Source organism: Pseudomonas sp. TE3911 (genome assembly GCF_054062775.1).
The window spans coordinates 2,101,308-2,118,630 of record NZ_JBSSFP010000001.1 but is presented as its reverse complement, the minus strand read 5'-3'; the positions used below and the strand labels follow the sequence as shown (position 1 = coordinate 2,118,630).

The window sequence follows — 17,323 nt, the reverse complement described above, 5'->3', positions numbered from 1 at the left end:
CGGGAAATTTAACGCATTAATCACGCCAACTATTCGCGTGTCGGCGTGAGCGGCATGTCCGAAATTTACAATACCGCCGATACCCACCGGCTGATACTCGGTCTCGACAGCGTGGAGCTGCGCCTATCGCAGTGATATCACCTTCAGCCCGAGAATAACTATGTCTACAACTACAAAAATCGACTTCATCTACCTCTCCGAGCAGGACATGATCCGCGCGGGTGTGACCGACATGCTGGCCTGTGTGAATACCATGGAGGAGATGTTCGGCTTGCTGTACGCCGGTGACTACCGCATGGCCGGCCCGAACAACGATTCCCATGGCGCGATGGTGATTTTTCCGCAGGATTCGCCGTTTCCGAACATGCCCAAGCCCACGGCTGATCGGCGCATGATGGCCATGCCGGCCTACCTGGGCGGCAGTTTCTGCACCGCCGGGGTGAAATGGTACGGCTCCAACATCGCCAACCGCGAAAAAGGCCTGCCGCGCTCCATCCTGATGTTCACCCTGAACGACCCCGACACCGGCGCGCCGTTGGCCCATATGTCGGCCAACCTGCTGTCGGCGTATCGCACCGGTGCGATTCCCGGCGTGGGTGCACGCCACCTGGCGCGCAAGGACTCGAAAGTCGTCGGCCTGCTGGGGCCTGGCGTCATGGGCAAGACCACCTTGGCGGCTTTCATCGCTGTGTGCCCGCATATCGACACATTGAAGATCAAGGGCCGTGGCCAGAAGAGCCTCGACGACTTTATCGCGTGGGTCGAACACACTTATCCGCAGATCACCACGATAGACGTGGTCGACACCCTCGAAGCGGTGGTCCGCGACTCGGACCTTGTTACTTATTGTAGCTCTGGTGCCACCGGCGACCCCTCGATCTACCCAATTGTGCGGCGTGAGTGGGTCAAGCCAGGTGCCTTTCTCGCGATGCCGGCGTCTTGCTCGCTCGACGCGGGAATGGAGCAGCCTGACGTACGCAAGGTGCTCGATAACACCGGTCTCTACCAGGCCTGGTTCGAAGAATTGCCCAAGCCCGCGCACCACAATGTGCCGGTGATTGGCGTGCGCTTCATGGACATGATTGCCGAAGGCAAGATGCAGCTCGAAGACGTCGAGGACATCGGCAAGATCATCGCCGGGGCCGCGCCTGGCCGCAGGAACGATGAAGAAATCATCATCATGTCGGTGGGTGGCATGCCCGTCGAAGACGTGGCCTGGGGCACGGTGGTGTACCGCAACGCCGTCAAGCAAGGCATCGGCGTGACCTTGAACCTGTGGGAAACCCCGGAGCTGCGCTGAGCCACACCTTTCTTCAACCTGACGAGGTATTCGACATGACAAAAATCATCAAGCTCAAGACCGGTTCGCCGTTCGAAGACCAGGCCAGCTATTCGCGCCTGGTGGTGGTGGACAACTGGATCTACGTGTCCAACACCGCTGGCCGCAACCCGCAGACCAAGCTGATCCCGGAAGATGTCCTGGAGCAGACACACCAGGTGTTTGCCAACATCGAGTCGGCCCTGAAAGTCGTCGATGCGAGCCTGGCCGATGTGGTGTGTTCGCGGGTCTTTATCCAGGACCCCAAGGATGTGCCGGCCGTGATGGGCCTGATCGGTGAAAAGTTTCGCGGCGTCGATCCGGCCAGCACCGTCACCTGTCCACCCCTGGGCTCGACGGTCTACAAGGTAGAGTTGGAAGTGACAGCGTATCGCAATGCGTCGAAGGCGCAGGTCGAGGTCATTCGCCTGTCGCAATAATCGTCACGCGGCCGCGCGCAGGTGTGGCCGTTCTTATTCGCTTACCGAGTCTTGACCATGGCACCGACAATAGCGCCCGTGACAACCTCCACCGTGTTTCCCCGCGCCACCTCCGTCGTCATCATTGGCGGCGGGATCATTGGCCTGACGGCTGCGCTGACCCTGGCCGAGCGCAACATCTCGGTGGTGGTCGTGGAGAAAGGCCGGATCGCCGCCGAGCAGTCCTCCCGCAACCTGGGCTGGGTGCGCAAGACCAGCCGCCACGCCGCTGACATCCCGCTGGCCCTCGCCGCTGACCGCTTGTGGGCGCAGATGCCTGAGCGGGTAGGGGCGGATGTGGGGTATCGCCAAGAAGGCATCATGTTTGTCGGGCGTACCTCGGCGCAAATGGCCATGCACGAAAACTGGCTCAAGTCGGTGGAGCATTTGTCGCTGGATTCGCGCCTGCTCAGCAAGCGTGAGATTGACGCGCTGGTACCCGGCGGCGTGGGGCAGTGGGCCGGCGGCATCTTTACGCCATCCGATGCGCGTGCCGAACCGACGCTGGCCAGCAGCGCGATTGCCAAGGCGGCCATGGCCTTGGGTGTGGTGATAATTGAGCAGTGCGCGGTGCGTACGTTGCAGATGGCTGCCGGTGCGGTCAGTGGCGTGGTCACGGAAAAAGGCGAAATTCGCTGCGATCACGTCTTGCTCGCGGGGGGCATGTGGTCACGGCGCTTTCTGGGCAACCTCGGGGTGTCGTTGCCGACGCTGCCGTTGACCTGCTCGGTGCTGCGCACCCACCCCATGGACGGGCCGACGGAGATTGCTGTCGGCGCGCCGGACTTTTCGTTTCGCAAGCATAAGGACGGCGGTTTCATCATTACTCAACGCGGTAAGTTGGATGCCTTCCTGACCCTCGACCACCTGTTGCTCGCCAAGCAATACATGCCGCAGTTCCGTGCGCAACGCAGCGTGCTGAACGTGTCGCTGGGCAAGCCGTTTATCCATGACTTGGCGCTGGCACGGCGTTGGCGCGCCGATAGCGTGAGCCCGTTCGAGCGCGTCAGGGTGCAGGATCCGGCGGCCAATCCACGGCTCAACGGCGACGCGATGAACAACCTGATTGCCGCCTGGCCGGTGTTTGAACAAGCGCGGATTGCCCACGCCTGGGCGGGCACTATCGATGTAACACCGGACTCCAATCCGGTCATCGGGCCGGTTGCGCAAATCCCGGGGCTGACCGTGGCCACCGGCTTCTCGGGGCACGGGTTCGGTACGTCGCCGGCGGCAGGCCATCTCGCGGCGGACCTGGTCAGTGGGCATACGCCGATCATTGACCCAAGCCCTTACCGCTTCGACCGTTTCTAAAGGAGCAAGGCCATGCCTGCTGACAGCTGTTTCTTCACCAATCGTTCGGGCTTGCGCCTGCACTATTTGCGCTGGGGCGCGCCGACCGGCGTGCCGTTGGTGCTATTGCATGGCTTGCGCGCCTATGCACAGACCTGGGAGTCGCTGGTGCAGGCCCTGGGGGAGGGCTACTGCATCTTTGCCCTGGACCAGCGCGGCCGTGGGTTGAGCGACTGGGCTGAACCTTCCAGCTATCACACTCAATCCTATGTCGAGGACCTTGAGGATTTGATCGCCCATGTCGGCCTTCAGCGTTTTGTCTTGCTCGGGCACTCATTGGGTGGCGCCAACGCGCTCGAGTATGCACGGCAACACCCGGGACGCTTGATAGGCTTGTTGATCGAGGATATCGGTCCCGGGTCTTCAACACAGGGCGATGGCGCGGCGCGTATTCGTCGCGAGATGGGCCAGACGCCGTTGCAGTTCGACAGCTGGGACACCGCCCGTGCCTTCTGGAAGGCGTCACGCCCAGGCCTGTCAGAGCAAGGCCTGGCATCCAGGCTGGCGCACTCGATGCAAGAACGCGACGGCGTGATTGGCTGGCGCCATGATCAGCAAGGAATTGCCGTGGCACGACTGAGTATCGAACCCACTGATTTGTGGCCGGCGGTGCGCTCATTGGATTGCCCAAGCCTGTTCATTCGCGGTGGCCGCTCGGATTTTCTACCACCTGCCACGCTGCAGGCCATGTGCGCCAGCAACCCGCAGGTCCAAGCCGTGGAAGTGGCAGATGCCAGTCACTATGTTCATGACGATCAAGGCGAAGTGTTCAATCGCTTGGTCGCAGACTTTCTAAGCAGTCTGACGCAGGCAGTTCAGTGACAATCAAAGCGCTTGAGCACTGAATATATTTAAACGACTGTTGATTGAGTCGATATAAAAAACAGATCAGATCTTTGTTTTAGAGGCATTGATGAAGGAGTTTTATCTCATCTGATCTGCTTTTTTATTAATTATGTGAATCTGTTTCCCGGATCAGCATCGGAGGATAGTCACCATCATCGAATCTGCCCCGTAAAGAGGGCAGGCGCTGATGAGGCCTATGACGATGTACCAATACGACGAATATGACCGTGCCGTCGTGCATGAGCGCGTAGCGCAATTTCGTGATCAAGTGGAACGCTTTCAGGCTGGTGAACTGACTGAGGAGGAGTTCCTGCCGCTGCGCCTGCAAAACGGCCTGTACATGCAAAAGCATGCCTACATGCTACGGGTCGCGATTCCCTACGGTACGCTCGCCTCGCACCAGTTGCGCACCCTGGCGCACATCGCCCGGGATTTTGATCGCGACTACGGCCATTTCACCACTCGGCAGAACTTGCAATACAACTGGATCGAATTGCACCAGGTCCCGGATATTCTGCAGCGCCTGGCCGACGTGGATATGCATGCGATCCAAACCTCAGGCAACTGTGTGCGCAATATCACAACTGAAGCCTTCGCGGGCGTTGCCGCCGACGAGTTGATAGATCCCCGGCCGTTGGCTGAAATTCTGCGCCAATGGTCAACGATCAATCCAGAGTTCCTATACCTGCCGCGCAAATTCAAGATCGCCATTTGTTCAGCAGAGCAGGATCGCGCCGCCATCATGATGCATGACATCGGTTTGTATCTGTATGCCAATGCCGCCGGCGAGAAACGCCTGCGCGTCATGGTCGGTGGTGGCCTAGGGCGTACGCCGATTCTGTCGCAGCAGATTCGTGAAGACCTGCCCTGGGAGCATTTGCTGTCCTACGTAGAGGCGGTTTTACGGGTCTACAATCGCCATGGCCGACGTGACAACAAGTACAAGGCACGCATCAAGATCCTGGTCAAAGCCCTGGGTATTGAAGCGTTTGCAACGGAGGTCGAGCAGGAGTGGCAGCATCTCAGGGACGGCCCGGCACAATTGACAGCCGCCGAATACCAGCGCGTCGCCGATGCGTTCGTCTCTCCTGACTATGCGCCGCAGCCTGACGATTCACTGGACTTCGGCACGCAGTTGATGGCGTCTGCCGACTTTGCCCGTTGGGTCGCGCGCAACACCCAAGCGCATAAAGTTCCGGGCTACGTCAGTGTTGTGTTATCGACCAAACCGGGCGCCGACACTCCGCCTGGCGACCTCACTAGCGCACAGATGGAAGCGGTCGCCGACTGGGCCGATAGGTTTGGGTTTGGTGAAATTCGCATTGCCCACGAACAAAACCTGATTCTGCCCGATATCCGCAAAACCGACCTGCTGGCGCTCTGGACGCTGGCAAGCGAACACGGACTCGGCGTCGCCAACGCCGGTTTGTTGACTGACATTATTGCGTGTCCGGGCGGTGATTTCTGTGCGCTGGCCAATGCACGCTCGTTGCCGATCACGGCGGCGATCCAGGCGCGTTTCGCCGACCTTGACTTCCTGCACGACCTTGGCGATTTCAGCTTGAACATTTCGGGCTGCATGAACGCCTGCGGCCATCATCATATCGGCAATATCGGGATTCTGGGGGTCGATAAAAACGGGCAGGAGTGGTACCAGATCACCTTGGGTGGCTCCCAAGGCAAGGCCGCCGCCCTGGGCAAGGTGATAGGGCCGTCGTTCAGCGCCGAGCAGATCCCTGGTGTGATCGAAACGGTGGTCCACACGTTTGTGGACCACCGCCAGGTCGACGAACAATTTATCGATACGTTCAACCGCATAGGTCTAGAGCCGTTCAAAGAACGCGTGTACCCGAGCAGGCTGGAGGCGTTGGTATGAAGAACTTGCTCAAACTCGATGAAAACGGCGCTCATCTGGCCTTGCAGGATCACTGGACATTGATCCGTGAGCATGACGGTGAGCTGCCGCCAGGCCCGTTGATCCTCCCATTCAAACGCTGGCTTGAGAAACAGTGTGTAGAACCGCCGCACCGTATGAGCCTGCACGGCGTCTGGTTAGGCCCGGACGATGAATTGGAAGATCTGGCGTCCCGGTTGTATGTGTTGCCGTTGATCGCTCTCGACTTCCCCAGCTTTCGCGATGGCCGCGCATACAGTCAGGCCTATCTGCTGCGAACCCGCATGGGTTGGGAAGGGGAGTTGCGCGCGATTGGCGACGTGTTACGCGACCAGCTCAGCCACATGCGCCAATGCGGCTTCACCAGTTTTGCCATACGCGAAGACAAATCCGCCGAAGACGCACTCAAGGGACTGAGCGGTATGAGCGTGCTGTACGGACGCTCCGTTATCGAGCCGCGGCCGTTGTTTCGACGTCGCTGATTAACTCTCCAACTTGAGGTTGCCATGCTCAATCTATCGGCGATTGACCTCGCCCGAATGCAATTCGCATTCACTGTTTCGTTTCACATCATCTTTCCGGCCATCACCATTGGCTTGGCCAGTTTCCTGGCAGTGCTCGAAGGCCTGTGGCTCAGGAGCCGCGATGGCACTTACCGCGATTTATACCATTTCTGGTCGAAGATCTTTGCGGTGAACTTCGGTATGGGCGTCGTCTCAGGCTTGGTGATGGCCTACGAGTTCGGTACCAACTGGAGCGGTTTCTCGCAGTTTGCCGGGTCGATCACCGGGCCATTATTGACGTATGAAGTGCTGACGGCGTTCTTTTTGGAAGCCGGCTTCCTGGGTGTCATGTTGTTTGGCTGGAACCGTGTTGGGCGCGGCTTGCACTTCTTCTCCACGTGTATGGTGGCGCTGGGCACGATCATTTCCACGTTCTGGATCCTGGCGTCCAACAGCTGGATGCAGACGCCCCAGGGCTACGAAATCGTCAATGGCCAGGTCGTGCCCACCGACTGGCTGGCGGTGATTTTCAATCCGTCTTTCCCCTACCGGTTGGCCCACATGGCTACCGCCGCGTTTGTGGCCACGGCGTTCTTCGTCGGGGCTTCGGGGGCCTGGCACCTGTTGAAAAAACGCGACAACCCTGCGGTGCGTCGCATGCTCTCGATGGCGATGTGGATGGCGTTGATCGTCGCGCCCTTGCAGGCGGTGATTGGCGATATGCACGGGCTGAATACGCTGGAATATCAGCCGGCGAAAATTGCCGCCATCGAGGGGCATTGGGAAAACACCAACGATGAGCCGACGCCCTTGATCCTGTTCGGCTGGCCAGACATGGCGGCCGAAAAAACGCGCTTCAGTCTCGAAGTTCCTTACCTGGGGAGTCTGATTCTGACTCACAGCCTGGATCGCCAGATTCCCGCGCTCAAGTCGTTCGCACCTGAGGACCGACCGAATTCGACCATCGTGTTCTGGTCGTTCCGCATCATGGCAGGGCTGGGCATGCTGATGATCGCGCTGGGGCTCTGGAGCCTGTGGCTGCGCAAGCGTTGCACGCTCTATGAATGCCGCCCCTTCCTGTATCTCGCGCTGTTCATGGGGCCGTCCGGGTTGATCGCCATGCTGGCAGGCTGGATCACCACCGAGGTAGGGCGTCAGCCTTGGGTCGTGTACGGGGTGATGCGCACCGCAGACGCTGCTTCGCACCATTCGGTGCAGCAACTCACGTTCACGTTGGTAATGTTTGTCGTCGTGTACTTTGCGCTGTTCGGCACCGGGATCGGCTACATGATGCGCCTGGTACGCAAGGGCCCACAGCCTCACGCAGAGCATTCGTTAGCGGGTGGCCCAGGCCAGACTCGCACACCGGCCCGGCCGCTTTCGGCCGCCGACGAGGAAAATTGAATCATGGGTATCGACTTGCCGCTTATTTGGGCAATCATCATTATTTTCGGGGTGATGATGTATGTGGTCATGGATGGCTTCGACCTGGGCATCGGGATTCTTTTCCCATTTGTGCCGGCTGAACGCGACCGTGACGTGATGATGAACACCGTAGCCCCCGTATGGGACGGCAACGAAACCTGGCTGGTGCTGGGCGGTGCCGCCCTGTTCGGCGCTTTTCCGCTGGCCTATGCGGTCGTGCTGTCAGCCCTGTACCTGCCGTTGGTTTTGATGCTGGTCGGTTTGATTTTCCGGGGTGTGGCCTTTGAATTTCGTTTCAAGGCGAGCAAGCAAAAGCAACACCTTTGGGACAAAGCCTTTATTGGCGGTTCGCTGGTGGCAACATTCTTCCAGGGTGTTGCGCTGGGCGCCTTCATCGACGGGTTCACCGTAGTCGATCGTAACTATGCAGGCGGCGCATCCGATTGGCTGACCCCGTTCAGCCTGTTCTGTGGCGCGGGCCTGGTCGTCGCTTACGCGTTGCTGGGTTGCACCTGGCTGATCATGAAGACCGAAGGCCGGCTGCAAGCCCAGATGCATCGGTTGGCCCGCCCGTTGGCCCTGGTGCTGTTGGCGGTGCTGGTAGCCGTGAGTATCTGGACCCCGTTGGCCCACGCTGACATTGCCGCGCGCTGGTTCAGCCTGCCGAACATGTTGTGGTTTTTGCCGGTGCCTGTGCTGGTGGCAGTGGTGCTGTTTTACCTGTTGCGCACGGTAGCGAGCGGGGCGCATTACGCACCGTTTTTGCTGACATTGGCGTTAGTGTTTCTCGGTTACAGCGGTTTAGGCATCAGCTTGTGGCCCAACATCATCCCGCCGTCGATCTCGATCATTGAGGCGTCATCGCCGCCACAGAGCCAGGGCTTCATGTTGGTCGGGGCGTTATTCATTCTGCCGTTCATCCTGGGCTACACCTTCTGGAGTTACTACGTCTTCCGGGGCAAAGTGCGCGCCGAAGACGGTTATCACTAATCAAAACGCAGGCGATTTTAACCTGGCAGATGTCCGGAACCCCACATGAAAGACTCAGCAGAACAAGGTCATGGCGATCTCAAACGCAGCTTGTCCAACCGCCACATCCAACTGATTGCCCTTGGCGGGGCTATCGGCACGGGGCTGTTCATGGGCTCCGGAAAAAGTATCAGCCTGGCGGGGCCGTCGATCCTGTTTGTGTACATGATCATTGGCTTCATGCTGTTTTTCGTCATGCGGGCGATGGGCGAGGTGTTGCTGTCCAACCTTGAGTACAAGTCCTTTATCGACTTCGCGGCGGATCTGTTGGGGCCGTGGGCCGGTTTTTTTCACAGGGTGGACGTATTGGTTGTGCTGGATTGTGACCGGTATCGCGGATGTGATTGCAGTCTCTGCGTATACGCAGTTCTGGTTCCCTGAACTTCCGCAATGGCTGCCAGCCCTCTTATGTGTGGGGCTACTGTTGGTGCTTAATCTGATCACGGTGAAGCTGTTCGGCGAGATTGAATTCTGGTTTGCCATGATCAAGTTAATGGCAATTGCGGGACTGGTAGCAGTCGGCGGGTACCTGCTGGCCAACCCGGAATCGCTGACCGAGGCGGGCAGGGTGAACCTGAACAATCTATGGAATGACGGGGGAATGTTCCCCCATGGCTGGACGGGTTTTTTCGCGGGCTTCCAGATATCGATCTTTGCCTTCGTCGGCATCGAGTTAGTAGGCACGGCTGCCGCCGAGACCCACAACCCAAGGATGACGCTACCGCGCGCAATCAATTCGATTCCTGTGCGTATCATCATCTTCTATGTGCTCGCGCTCGCCACCATCATGGTGGTGACACCTTGGCGGGACGTGGTCGCGGACAAGAGTCCGTTCGTCGAACTGTTTTTGATCGTGGGCTTCCCGGCTGCGGCGGCGTGGATCAATTTTGTGGTGCTGTCATCTGCAGCATCATCGGCCAACAGTGGCGTGTTCTCCACCAGCCGCATGCTCTTCGGTTTGGCCTCGGAGGGTGACGCCCCCCGTGCTTTTCAGCGTTTGTCCAAGCGCGCCGTACCGTCTAACGGCTTATTGTTTTCCTGCTTGTGCCTACTGCTGGGCGCGATGCTGATTTACCTGGTTCCTGATCTGATGCAAGCATTCACACTGATCACCACGCTGTCCGCATTACTGTTCATGTTTGTCTGGTCGATCATCTTGCTGTCCTACCTGGCCTACCGAAAAACGCACCCGGCGTTGCATGTGGCTTCCCGATACCGGATGCCGGGAGGGCGGCTGATGTGCTGTGTAACGCTGGGCTTTTTTGCGGCGATTCTGGTGCTGCTTTCGCTCAAGGACGATACACGACAGGCATTGTTTCTGGCACCGGGGTGGTTTTTGTTACTGGGGTTGGCATATACCATGATGATCAATCGCCGCGGCACAATTCATCTCAGCTAGTGTTCCGTCACTGCAATTCCAACTGCGTCGTCTGCGAGCGGAGCTCAAGCGCATCACTGAAGAGCGAGACATAAAAAAGGCCGCCGCTTATTCGACATTCGGTAATGGGGATGAGGGGCGCTTCCGAACAGATCTAGCGTATTTTCTTGGACCTGAATTTTGCGGTGGCCCTCTGGGAAATTACCGTTCTGTCCCACCCAGCCAGGCTTCTTGCTAAGACCGAGTGCTCTGATCATTTATGCTTGATAGATTCGAAGATGATTAGAGATTGGTAATCCTGACTTGATAGGATTCAATTCTGAGGGGAGGGTGCACACATGGCAGATGCCAAAATCAACAACGTTACCTCTGACCAGGTTCTAGACGCAGTCACGGAGCTCAAAAAGCAAGGGCTTAAGCTTCTCGGCAGAGCCAACAGAAATAGCGAGAAAATGTTCGGAAAGCCTGGGCCGTTTCCAACCGCTCAGGCTCGTACCTTTCTCAAAGGCCTGTGAGCTTGTCGCGGAAAGTCGGAATTCCACTTTCAGCAGACATTCCGGCGCCGGTAAAAAACACAACCTTTAGCGCGGCAGTCACGGCTTTGACGGCGCGATCCCAGCATGTCACCTGGAAGCTTTGTCGGCTGCAGCGCAAATGAACGGGGTGTGGTAGCTGCTATCGATTGCGGAGCTGAAGACTGGGCCCATCGGGGACACGTCAGTATCTGACGCTTCTTCAATCCGTCCTGCCAGCAGCACCTGAAACTGAGATGGATAGTGACGCAGGAGGAATTTGGCGTCACGGCGTACCCTTTCTGGCATCGATAAGTCTTGGGAGAGCTCGAGCAGAAACTCCCCCGTTTGGATGACTGCCCGGGTACGTTCAATCGGCATGGTCATGTTTAGGCCCTCTTAGTCCTCGTGCTGCCGTAGTTAGGTGCTCACGCTTGGCGAGTGCTTCCCATTGTGTCTTGACCTACAGTTATTCGACGTGCCGTATCGGCCAAACAGAGATCATGCTACTCGGTTCCTTAGACTAAAGCCCCCATGCGTGAGTGCTTGGACGAAATCAATCCGGCTTTATGCTGCGCAACGGATTCCTGTGCAGAACACGTTAGCCATGCCCCAAGTGAACCCAACGAAACCTCACAAATAGCAAACATCGCCCACCATCAGCGGTCCAAGGTTACGTGTTTGAAAACATCCATTGACTTAGTGAGAGTCAAAAGATCCATGGTATTTCTTACTGAAGCGTTATCCCTAGATGCGTGGATGAGCCGGCGAGCCTGCCAACTGGTTCTAGTTCGCATCCGTCTAACAGGGCGCGGTCCAGAAACCTGTTCTGTTTATCAGATCTGTTCCGAAGCAAGGCCTGAGCATGCCCTTCAAAATCTGCTTTCATTTTCCACTTGAGTGTCTTTACTTTTCGTCTACCCTTCATTCTCCCGCCTTTTGAGTTTCAAAAGTCATAGTAATACTAGGTTCATCAAGCACTGCTGGAGACTATCTCCAACGCAGAAAGCGAGTAACTCGTCTTGATTTGCCGAACACGCGGTGCGCGGCAGGGTTGTTGTGCGTTGGAGAAATTTCCTCACTCTGGAAGCGCTGTGGTCAAATCCGATACAGATCGGTGCTTGAATCGCATTCGACCGCCTGGCGAAGTCTGATGCGAACGAGTGCTCCGTGAAACCACATCATCTCCATGTTTGGTATCCATGCGGTTATTCAGCCAGCGCTGTCTAGTCAGCGCAGTAGCCGAGTAGGTCATTCAGGTCGGAGTCGTTGCACCAGCGGTGACTACAACGGTATCGCAAGCTCACCTGTATTGGCTGGCCTGTAGCGGCCAGCAGGCCTGAACATGCAAAGTACTCATAGAGCGGTTGGTGGAAGCTTATATTTTTACTGTCTCCCTAAGGGTCCAAAAAGCTGGGTATTGGATGCTGCCGAATAGTTCTCTGATAGCTGAAAGTTCTGTTGTTGAAGGTGCCTGGGGCAATACAGCACCCGTGATTTCTTTTTCCGACGAAGATCCAGGTCACCCAGTTTGTAACTGGCTGAAGCAGTTCGGTAAACGACCGCGCTTTGATCAGTAGAGATGCCGTTGAAGACGGTAACGCTCTCTAGCTCCTCTAAAGTCCAGTGGGTGCGACCGCTGATGGACGGTGGGCACATCATGTGAACATGTCTAACCTCTACGTCCGTGACTGCAGCTAGGTAGTACTGTAATTCGTAAGCACAGTTGAGTATGGCCGCACGATTGGTCTGGCCCGTGTGCAGGGAGATGATAGTGGCAACAAAGCATAGTCCCTCCATTTCGCCGTGAGTCCAATTCCGTACCTCACGCTGAGCTGGGTCATAAACAAAAATCAATTAGGGCACCCTGACTGGTAGAAGGCATCGGTTTTGGAAAATGCACTGCTTGCGGTGGATAGAAAAAAGGCCCGCGGCAGCCCCAAGAAATTTCCCTTGCAGGTTGGCGTCGACTCAACGCAATTCTACCGAAATGAACACTATAGATTGTAGTCCTATAGTGAGCAAAAAGGCTTCATCGTTCCTTTTGCGAGGAACGGTCATGGAAGTGAAGAAGGCGTTCGGGATTGCGCTTCGAAATGCCCGGGTTCGTCGGGGCTTAACGCAGGAAGATTTCCACGATATCAGCAGTAGGACCTATATCAGCACGCTAGAGCGCGGGCTGAAAAACGTTACCATTGACAAAGCAGCTGCATTGGCCGAGCGCACTGGTGTTCATCCTCTCACTCTGATAATCGAGACTTTCCTGATCCTCGACCCAACCATTAATCTAGCCTCCCTGATCAGACAGGTGCAGGAAGAAATGGAAGCGGCTTCTAAGTGAGAGGCGGTTGGGGTCATATTTTTGGGGGGGGTAGAAGAGAGGAGCCACACAGCAGCCTAAGGAGTCGAACTACTGGAAGTCGCGTGCATCAGCGCGAGCACGGACGGTCCTAAAGACTTCAAGGATACGCAGAAGACGTTTGCAAAGTGGCCAGCCAACTAGCTTAAGCTGGAGTTCATAAGGGCTGCCCCGCATTGCCTCATTCTGATGGAGTCCAGGCTTGCCTGGCGGATATCTATCCATGAGAGCCTGAGTTCATGGTCGCCAATGGTGCTGGCAACTCCGATCAGACCTGGTCGGCCTGCGTGCGCAGTGCGAAGCTGGCCGTCCGACCGCTACCGGATCAGCCCTTCGTACCTGCAGAACTACTGCAGGAGCTGGGCGCCCTGAGAGGTGTGAACCTGATAGCTCGCGAAAGCAGGGTCTCACACCTGTGACCGTGCGAGTAAGTGGGCAAAGTGTGGTTTCTTTCCAAAAGTCCGCGCCTCACCGGTCTTCATTGGAAGGACCGGTTGAGGGATCGCGGATCATAAGTTGCGCGGTTCGCGTATGTGGCGAGTTCCAGGCTACAGCACATATTGATTTCGTCGGTGAAAAAGCTCGAAGACAAGGTTCGGACTGTGCTGTTACAGCTGGGATTCAAGGTGCTTAGATCAACTATATAAGACCCTCTGCGACCCAAGTCTTCCAGGCGAAGGGGCGCGCGCCAGCTCTCGAATTTCCGCCAATCCTCAAAGGCGGAAATTGGGCCTAAGGAGGAGGGCAGTCGTCAGCCCTCAGCAAGGAAATAAATGGCTGTTCTTACACGATTTTCGCACATGTTGAAGGTGCTGCTGACGGACCGAGGATTCTCGATGTCGCCGGCAAATGATCGTCACGAGTCCCAAAGGGGAGATCACCTATCCATGCTTCATATGTAGCCCGTAGCTCTCACCATCATGAGACGCCCCTCAACACCAGCGAAGGGTAGTACAGAGATTTTCGTGTCAGATCCATATCTTAGTTACGATGACCTGATGGGACATACAGTGTAGGAATTACAAGATCATCGAACAAGCTGTTCACAGGCAAGTAAACCCCGAACCTGTGGAGGTTCCACGGATTTGGGTACTTATTATCTGTCAAATATTTCATTTACGATTTCCTCGTGATACTGGGTGCGGAAGTAATTTGTTCAATGCGGTATTAAATATGGAAGCAATGAGAAAGAACGCGTATGAGCTTTTAGTAAGGAAAGAACTGATGCGGAGTCCGGCCATGCATTCCGAAGCACACGTTCTGGACCATCACAGGCATTCTCTCATGCACCCCAAGTCTTGAAGGGGTTGGACGTTGATTATGAGAAAACCCGATAAAATCCAAGGTCGTTCCATTTGTTAGTAATTATCGGAAGCTGGGTGTGTCTAGGAAGTAAAAGATTGGTCTCGAGTTTGAGAGGAAGGAAAGAAACGAATCTGTATGAGCGCTGAAGGAAAAAGTTGGTGCGGTGTGAGCTACGACATCAGCGCAGGATGTGCAGCCCAAAGCCTGGAAGCAAGTTGTTGGTCTTGTGTAAAACGCGTTAGTTCTAACGATTACTTCGTGTTCCAGACCAAAAATTGCTTCCGAGTACTCTAGCTACGTGCCAACCAGGCAAAATATCGTTGGCAGTACCAGACGCTGACAAATGGACGGCTGGAAGCGGTGACAGCCTGCAGCTTGGCGATCGCATCGGCATTTTTTGGAAATTGACTGATGCCTGATGGACGCCATTCAACAATTGGGAAAGGGACAGTAGACGTTGAGGGGTATATGGCTGATGAGCATCTCTACGTAACATCCTGTTTAACATAATATACATTATGCGTAACCATATGTTTCTGGATGCCAGCCGTAGGCCTGCAGAATTCACACACCACCCCAGCATTTTCCGCCTAGCTGATGGCAACCCCCTTAAGCGTCATCTTTACTCGTCCCAACGGATGTCAGTGCCTTGGAGGTTTTGCATGAAGTCGATTGCAGTCATGGTGTTCATACTCGCGATGCTTGGTGGCTGCGACGTCAGCTTCAACAACACGCCTAATGTCACTGCAACCGATCCTGGCACGCCGCAACAGCAACAGCGTGTTTTCGATACAGCTGTGGGATTTTTGGGGTTACTTGATGCGGGCACAGCCGAAATGACTTGGCCCGCAGTCAGTCCCGTGCTGCAAGCCAAAACCTCTAAGTTGATGTGGGCCAGTAGCCTCAAAGGCCTGCGACTGGGGCTGGGTTCATTCCAAAGGCGCGAACCTGTTGCGATTGGTTTTATCGATCAGCTACCTGACGCGCCTGCCGGAAATTATGCGGTGATCGAGTTTGCCTCGATGTTTTCCACGACCTCTGTTCAAGAGAAAGTGATCATGCGCGACGACGACAAGCACTGGGGAATCGTCGGGTATTTCGTCCATAAGAGGATTGTTTTCGGTGAAGGTACTAAGAAATCCCCCTAGCCTGGCACTGCCCCGATTATTTGATAATGATATAACTCAACTAAATAGATATTTAGTTGAGTTATATATGAGTCATTCCTACGCTACCCCTGTTAGAGCTGAAAACGGTCCACAGATTGCGACAGTTTGCCTGCTAGATTGGCCAGTTCATCCGTAGTTGAGGCAGTTTGCCCGATCACGCGGCTGTTGTTTTCCGACATGCCAGCGATCATCTCCACCTGATGGGAGATTTCATTGCTGGCCAGGCTTTGTTCCCCGATGGTGCGCGAAATGTCGTTCACCAACTCCGTGGTGTTCAACGTGGCCTGTAGAATCTCGCGGATTGCCCGTTCTACTTCTGCGGTCACCGCCATGCCTTTATCCACTTGAGTGACGCCCTCCTCCATGCTGGTCACCGCTTCCCGAGTATTTTGCTGGATGCGTCCGACCATGCTGGCAATTTCCTGGGTCGAAGCGCTGGTGCGACCCGCCAGGCTGCGCACTTCATCGGCGACCACCGCAAATCCCCTGCCTTGTTCTCCCGCGCGGGCAGCCTCAATCGCGGCGTTGAGGGCTAATAAGTTGGTCTGGTCGGCGATGCCTTTGATGACTTGGATAATGCTGAAAATCGCCTCGGACTCCTTGTCCAGCGTGCGGATCACCTGAGCCGATTGCTGGGCTGAACGGGCAATACCGTCCATGTCCTTGACCACTTGGTGAATGACGCGACCGCCGTCCTTGGCCAAGGCTTCAGCCTGATTGGCCATGTCCAGGGCGCGGCCGGCGTGGCGGGTGATTTCTTCGATGCTCGCCGTCATTTCACTCGCAGCAGCGGCCATGGTGCTGGCGGCAGCGCTTTGCTGCTGGCTGCTGCCGGCGACTTCATGGCAACCGTGGCTCAGTTGCTCGCTCATGCCATTGACGCCATGAGCGTTGCTGCGCACCACTTCGATCATGCCGCGCAAGTCGCGCTGCATGGTGGCAAGGCTGAGAATCAGCGCGCCTGCTTCATCATTGCGCTTAGGTTCGACAATCGGCTCGCTCAAGTTGCCCCTGGCGATACTCGCCGCAATGCGGCTGGCGGTCTGCAGCGGCCCCATGATGCTCAGGATGACCCAGCGGCCCTGAGCCAACAGCAGCAATACGCTGGCAATCAACACCGTGCCCAGGGTGAAGTTCGCATTACTGATTGCGTGCTGAGTGCTAGCGCCGGTCTGCTGGGTATTGGTTTCGATCAGCTCACTCAGCGCCGCCATTTGGTCTTCCAGACGGCTGAACGCAGTGTTGAAACTCTCCAGTTCTGCGCGAGCGGCTTCGGGATTTTCCAACGCCAGCGCGACGATACGTTCGCCGGCGCTTATATAGGTATCGAGGCTGGGTTTGATTTTTTCCAGACTGGCTTTAAGGCTGTCATCCAGGGGCAACTTGAGATTGTCCCCCAGCACCTCCCGGAAGTGCTCTGAATGTTCCTTGATCGAACTCGTCACCTCGGCCTTGGTACTGGCGCTTTTCCCCAAGCCCACCAACATGGCCGACAACACGTCGGCGCGCAGGGCGTCGTGCATCATGTCGGCTTCCATGTGGTTGCGCAGTACCGTCATGGCGACCTCGTTGGCCTGCACAGCCTCGCCCATCCGCGTGTTGCCCAGGTAACTGGCCAGGCTCATGACCAGGGCGGTAAGCAACCCGGTCGCTATCAACAGCATCAAGCGTAGTTTGATCGTCATGCGGGTATCCCCATACCTTAGCCGCGGGTTGGGAACCCAACCTCTATTAACGTTATCGGCAGCAGTCACTG

Annotated in this window: 13 protein-coding genes and 3 pseudogenes; 12 read left to right on the top strand and 4 right to left on the bottom strand. The window is 56.3% G+C overall.

From position 1 onward, the window contains the following. Nucleotides 1-160 precede the first annotated feature (160 nt). The 10 genes and pseudogenes from ACVWXD_RS09660 to ACVWXD_RS09615 all read left to right on the top strand — a co-directional run bounded on the left by ACVWXD_RS09660 (nt 161) and on the right by ACVWXD_RS09615 (nt 10,737). Nucleotides 161-1,300, top strand: coding sequence for a tyramine oxidase subunit B (locus tag ACVWXD_RS09660; protein WP_457370902.1), 1,140 nt, complete (start codon nt 161-163; stop codon nt 1,298-1,300). 35 nt (nt 1,301-1,335) lie between these two features. After that, the gene (locus tag ACVWXD_RS09655) at nt 1,336-1,758 is read left to right on the top strand and encodes a RidA family protein (RefSeq protein WP_012724249.1); all 423 of its coding nucleotides are present in this window, start codon (nt 1,336-1,338) and stop codon (nt 1,756-1,758) included. Between the two features lie 57 nt (nt 1,759-1,815). Continuing rightward, on the top strand, nt 1,816-3,108 hold the full coding sequence (locus ACVWXD_RS09650) for an NAD(P)/FAD-dependent oxidoreductase (protein WP_457370901.1): 1,293 nt from the start codon (nt 1,816-1,818) through the stop codon (nt 3,106-3,108). Nucleotides 3,109-3,120: 12 nt separating this feature from the next. After that, entirely contained in the window at nt 3,121-3,969 is an 849-nt protein-coding gene (locus ACVWXD_RS09645) for an alpha/beta fold hydrolase (protein ID WP_236437526.1), read from the top strand. A 226-nt stretch (nt 3,970-4,195) separates the two neighbouring features. Next, the gene (locus ACVWXD_RS09640; protein ID WP_457371581.1) at nt 4,196-5,869 is read left to right on the top strand and encodes a nitrite/sulfite reductase; all 1,674 of its coding nucleotides are present in this window, start codon (nt 4,196-4,198) and stop codon (nt 5,867-5,869) included. Further along, the gene (locus tag ACVWXD_RS09635) at nt 5,866-6,369 is read left to right on the top strand and encodes a DUF934 domain-containing protein (protein ID WP_457370900.1); all 504 of its coding nucleotides are present in this window, start codon (nt 5,866-5,868) and stop codon (nt 6,367-6,369) included. Before ACVWXD_RS09640 ends, ACVWXD_RS09635 begins: the two co-directional genes overlap by 4 nt. A gap of 24 nt (nt 6,370-6,393) precedes the next feature. Beyond that, a complete protein-coding gene (locus tag ACVWXD_RS09630; protein WP_457370899.1) occupies nt 6,394-7,794 on the top strand; it encodes a cytochrome ubiquinol oxidase subunit I in 1,401 nt (466 codons plus the stop codon). A gap of 3 nt (nt 7,795-7,797) precedes the next feature. Then, nucleotides 7,798-8,805, top strand: a complete 1,008-nt coding sequence (gene cydB / locus ACVWXD_RS09625; RefSeq protein WP_457370898.1) for a cytochrome d ubiquinol oxidase subunit II — start codon at nt 7,798-7,800, stop codon at nt 8,803-8,805. Nucleotides 8,806-8,850: 45 nt separating this feature from the next. Beyond that, a pseudogene (gene cycA / locus ACVWXD_RS09620) lies at nt 8,851-10,243 on the top strand (D-serine/D-alanine/glycine transporter). Nucleotides 10,244-10,560: 317 nt separating this feature from the next. Continuing rightward, nucleotides 10,561-10,737, top strand: a complete 177-nt coding sequence (locus ACVWXD_RS09615) for a hypothetical protein (protein ID WP_236437520.1) — start codon at nt 10,561-10,563, stop codon at nt 10,735-10,737. Here the strand turns inward: ACVWXD_RS09615 and ACVWXD_RS09610 are convergent. Then, nucleotides 10,727-10,849 (bottom strand): annotated as a pseudogene (locus ACVWXD_RS09610) (NAD-dependent deacylase); the annotation flags it as partial. The gene ACVWXD_RS09615 and the pseudogene ACVWXD_RS09610 overlap by 11 nt on opposite strands. Continuing rightward, on the bottom strand, nt 10,846-11,121 hold the full coding sequence (locus ACVWXD_RS09605) for a BPSL0761 family protein (RefSeq protein ID WP_065890972.1): 276 nt from the start codon (nt 11,119-11,121) through the stop codon (nt 10,846-10,848). The pseudogene ACVWXD_RS09610 and the gene ACVWXD_RS09605, both read right to left, overlap by 4 nt. A 1,672-nt stretch (nt 11,122-12,793) precedes the next feature. On the opposite strand from ACVWXD_RS09605, the gene ACVWXD_RS09600 reads away from it, so the two are divergent. Together ACVWXD_RS09600 and ACVWXD_RS09595 are read left to right on the top strand one after the other, a co-directional pair. Beyond that, nucleotides 12,794-13,075, top strand: a complete 282-nt coding sequence (locus ACVWXD_RS09600) for a helix-turn-helix domain-containing protein (RefSeq protein ID WP_236437519.1) — start codon at nt 12,794-12,796, stop codon at nt 13,073-13,075. Between the two features lie 1,985 nt (nt 13,076-15,060). After that, nucleotides 15,061-15,546 carry a DUF4019 domain-containing protein gene (locus ACVWXD_RS09595; RefSeq protein ID WP_457370897.1) on the top strand — a complete coding sequence of 162 codons (486 nt, stop codon included), beginning with the start codon at nt 15,061-15,063 and terminating at the stop codon, nt 15,544-15,546. Between the two features lie 92 nt (nt 15,547-15,638). Here ACVWXD_RS09595 and ACVWXD_RS09590 read toward each other — a convergent pair whose 3' ends face one another. Both ACVWXD_RS09590 and ACVWXD_RS09585 read right to left on the bottom strand, forming a co-directional pair. Continuing rightward, complete coding sequence (locus tag ACVWXD_RS09590) at nt 15,639-16,364, bottom strand: methyl-accepting chemotaxis protein (protein WP_371260729.1); 726 nt, start codon at nt 16,362-16,364, stop codon at nt 15,639-15,641. Between the two features lie 132 nt (nt 16,365-16,496). Continuing rightward, nucleotides 16,497-17,252: pseudogene (locus ACVWXD_RS09585) on the bottom strand (MCP four helix bundle domain-containing protein); the annotation flags it as partial. Between the last annotated feature and the right edge of the window lie 71 nt (nt 17,253-17,323).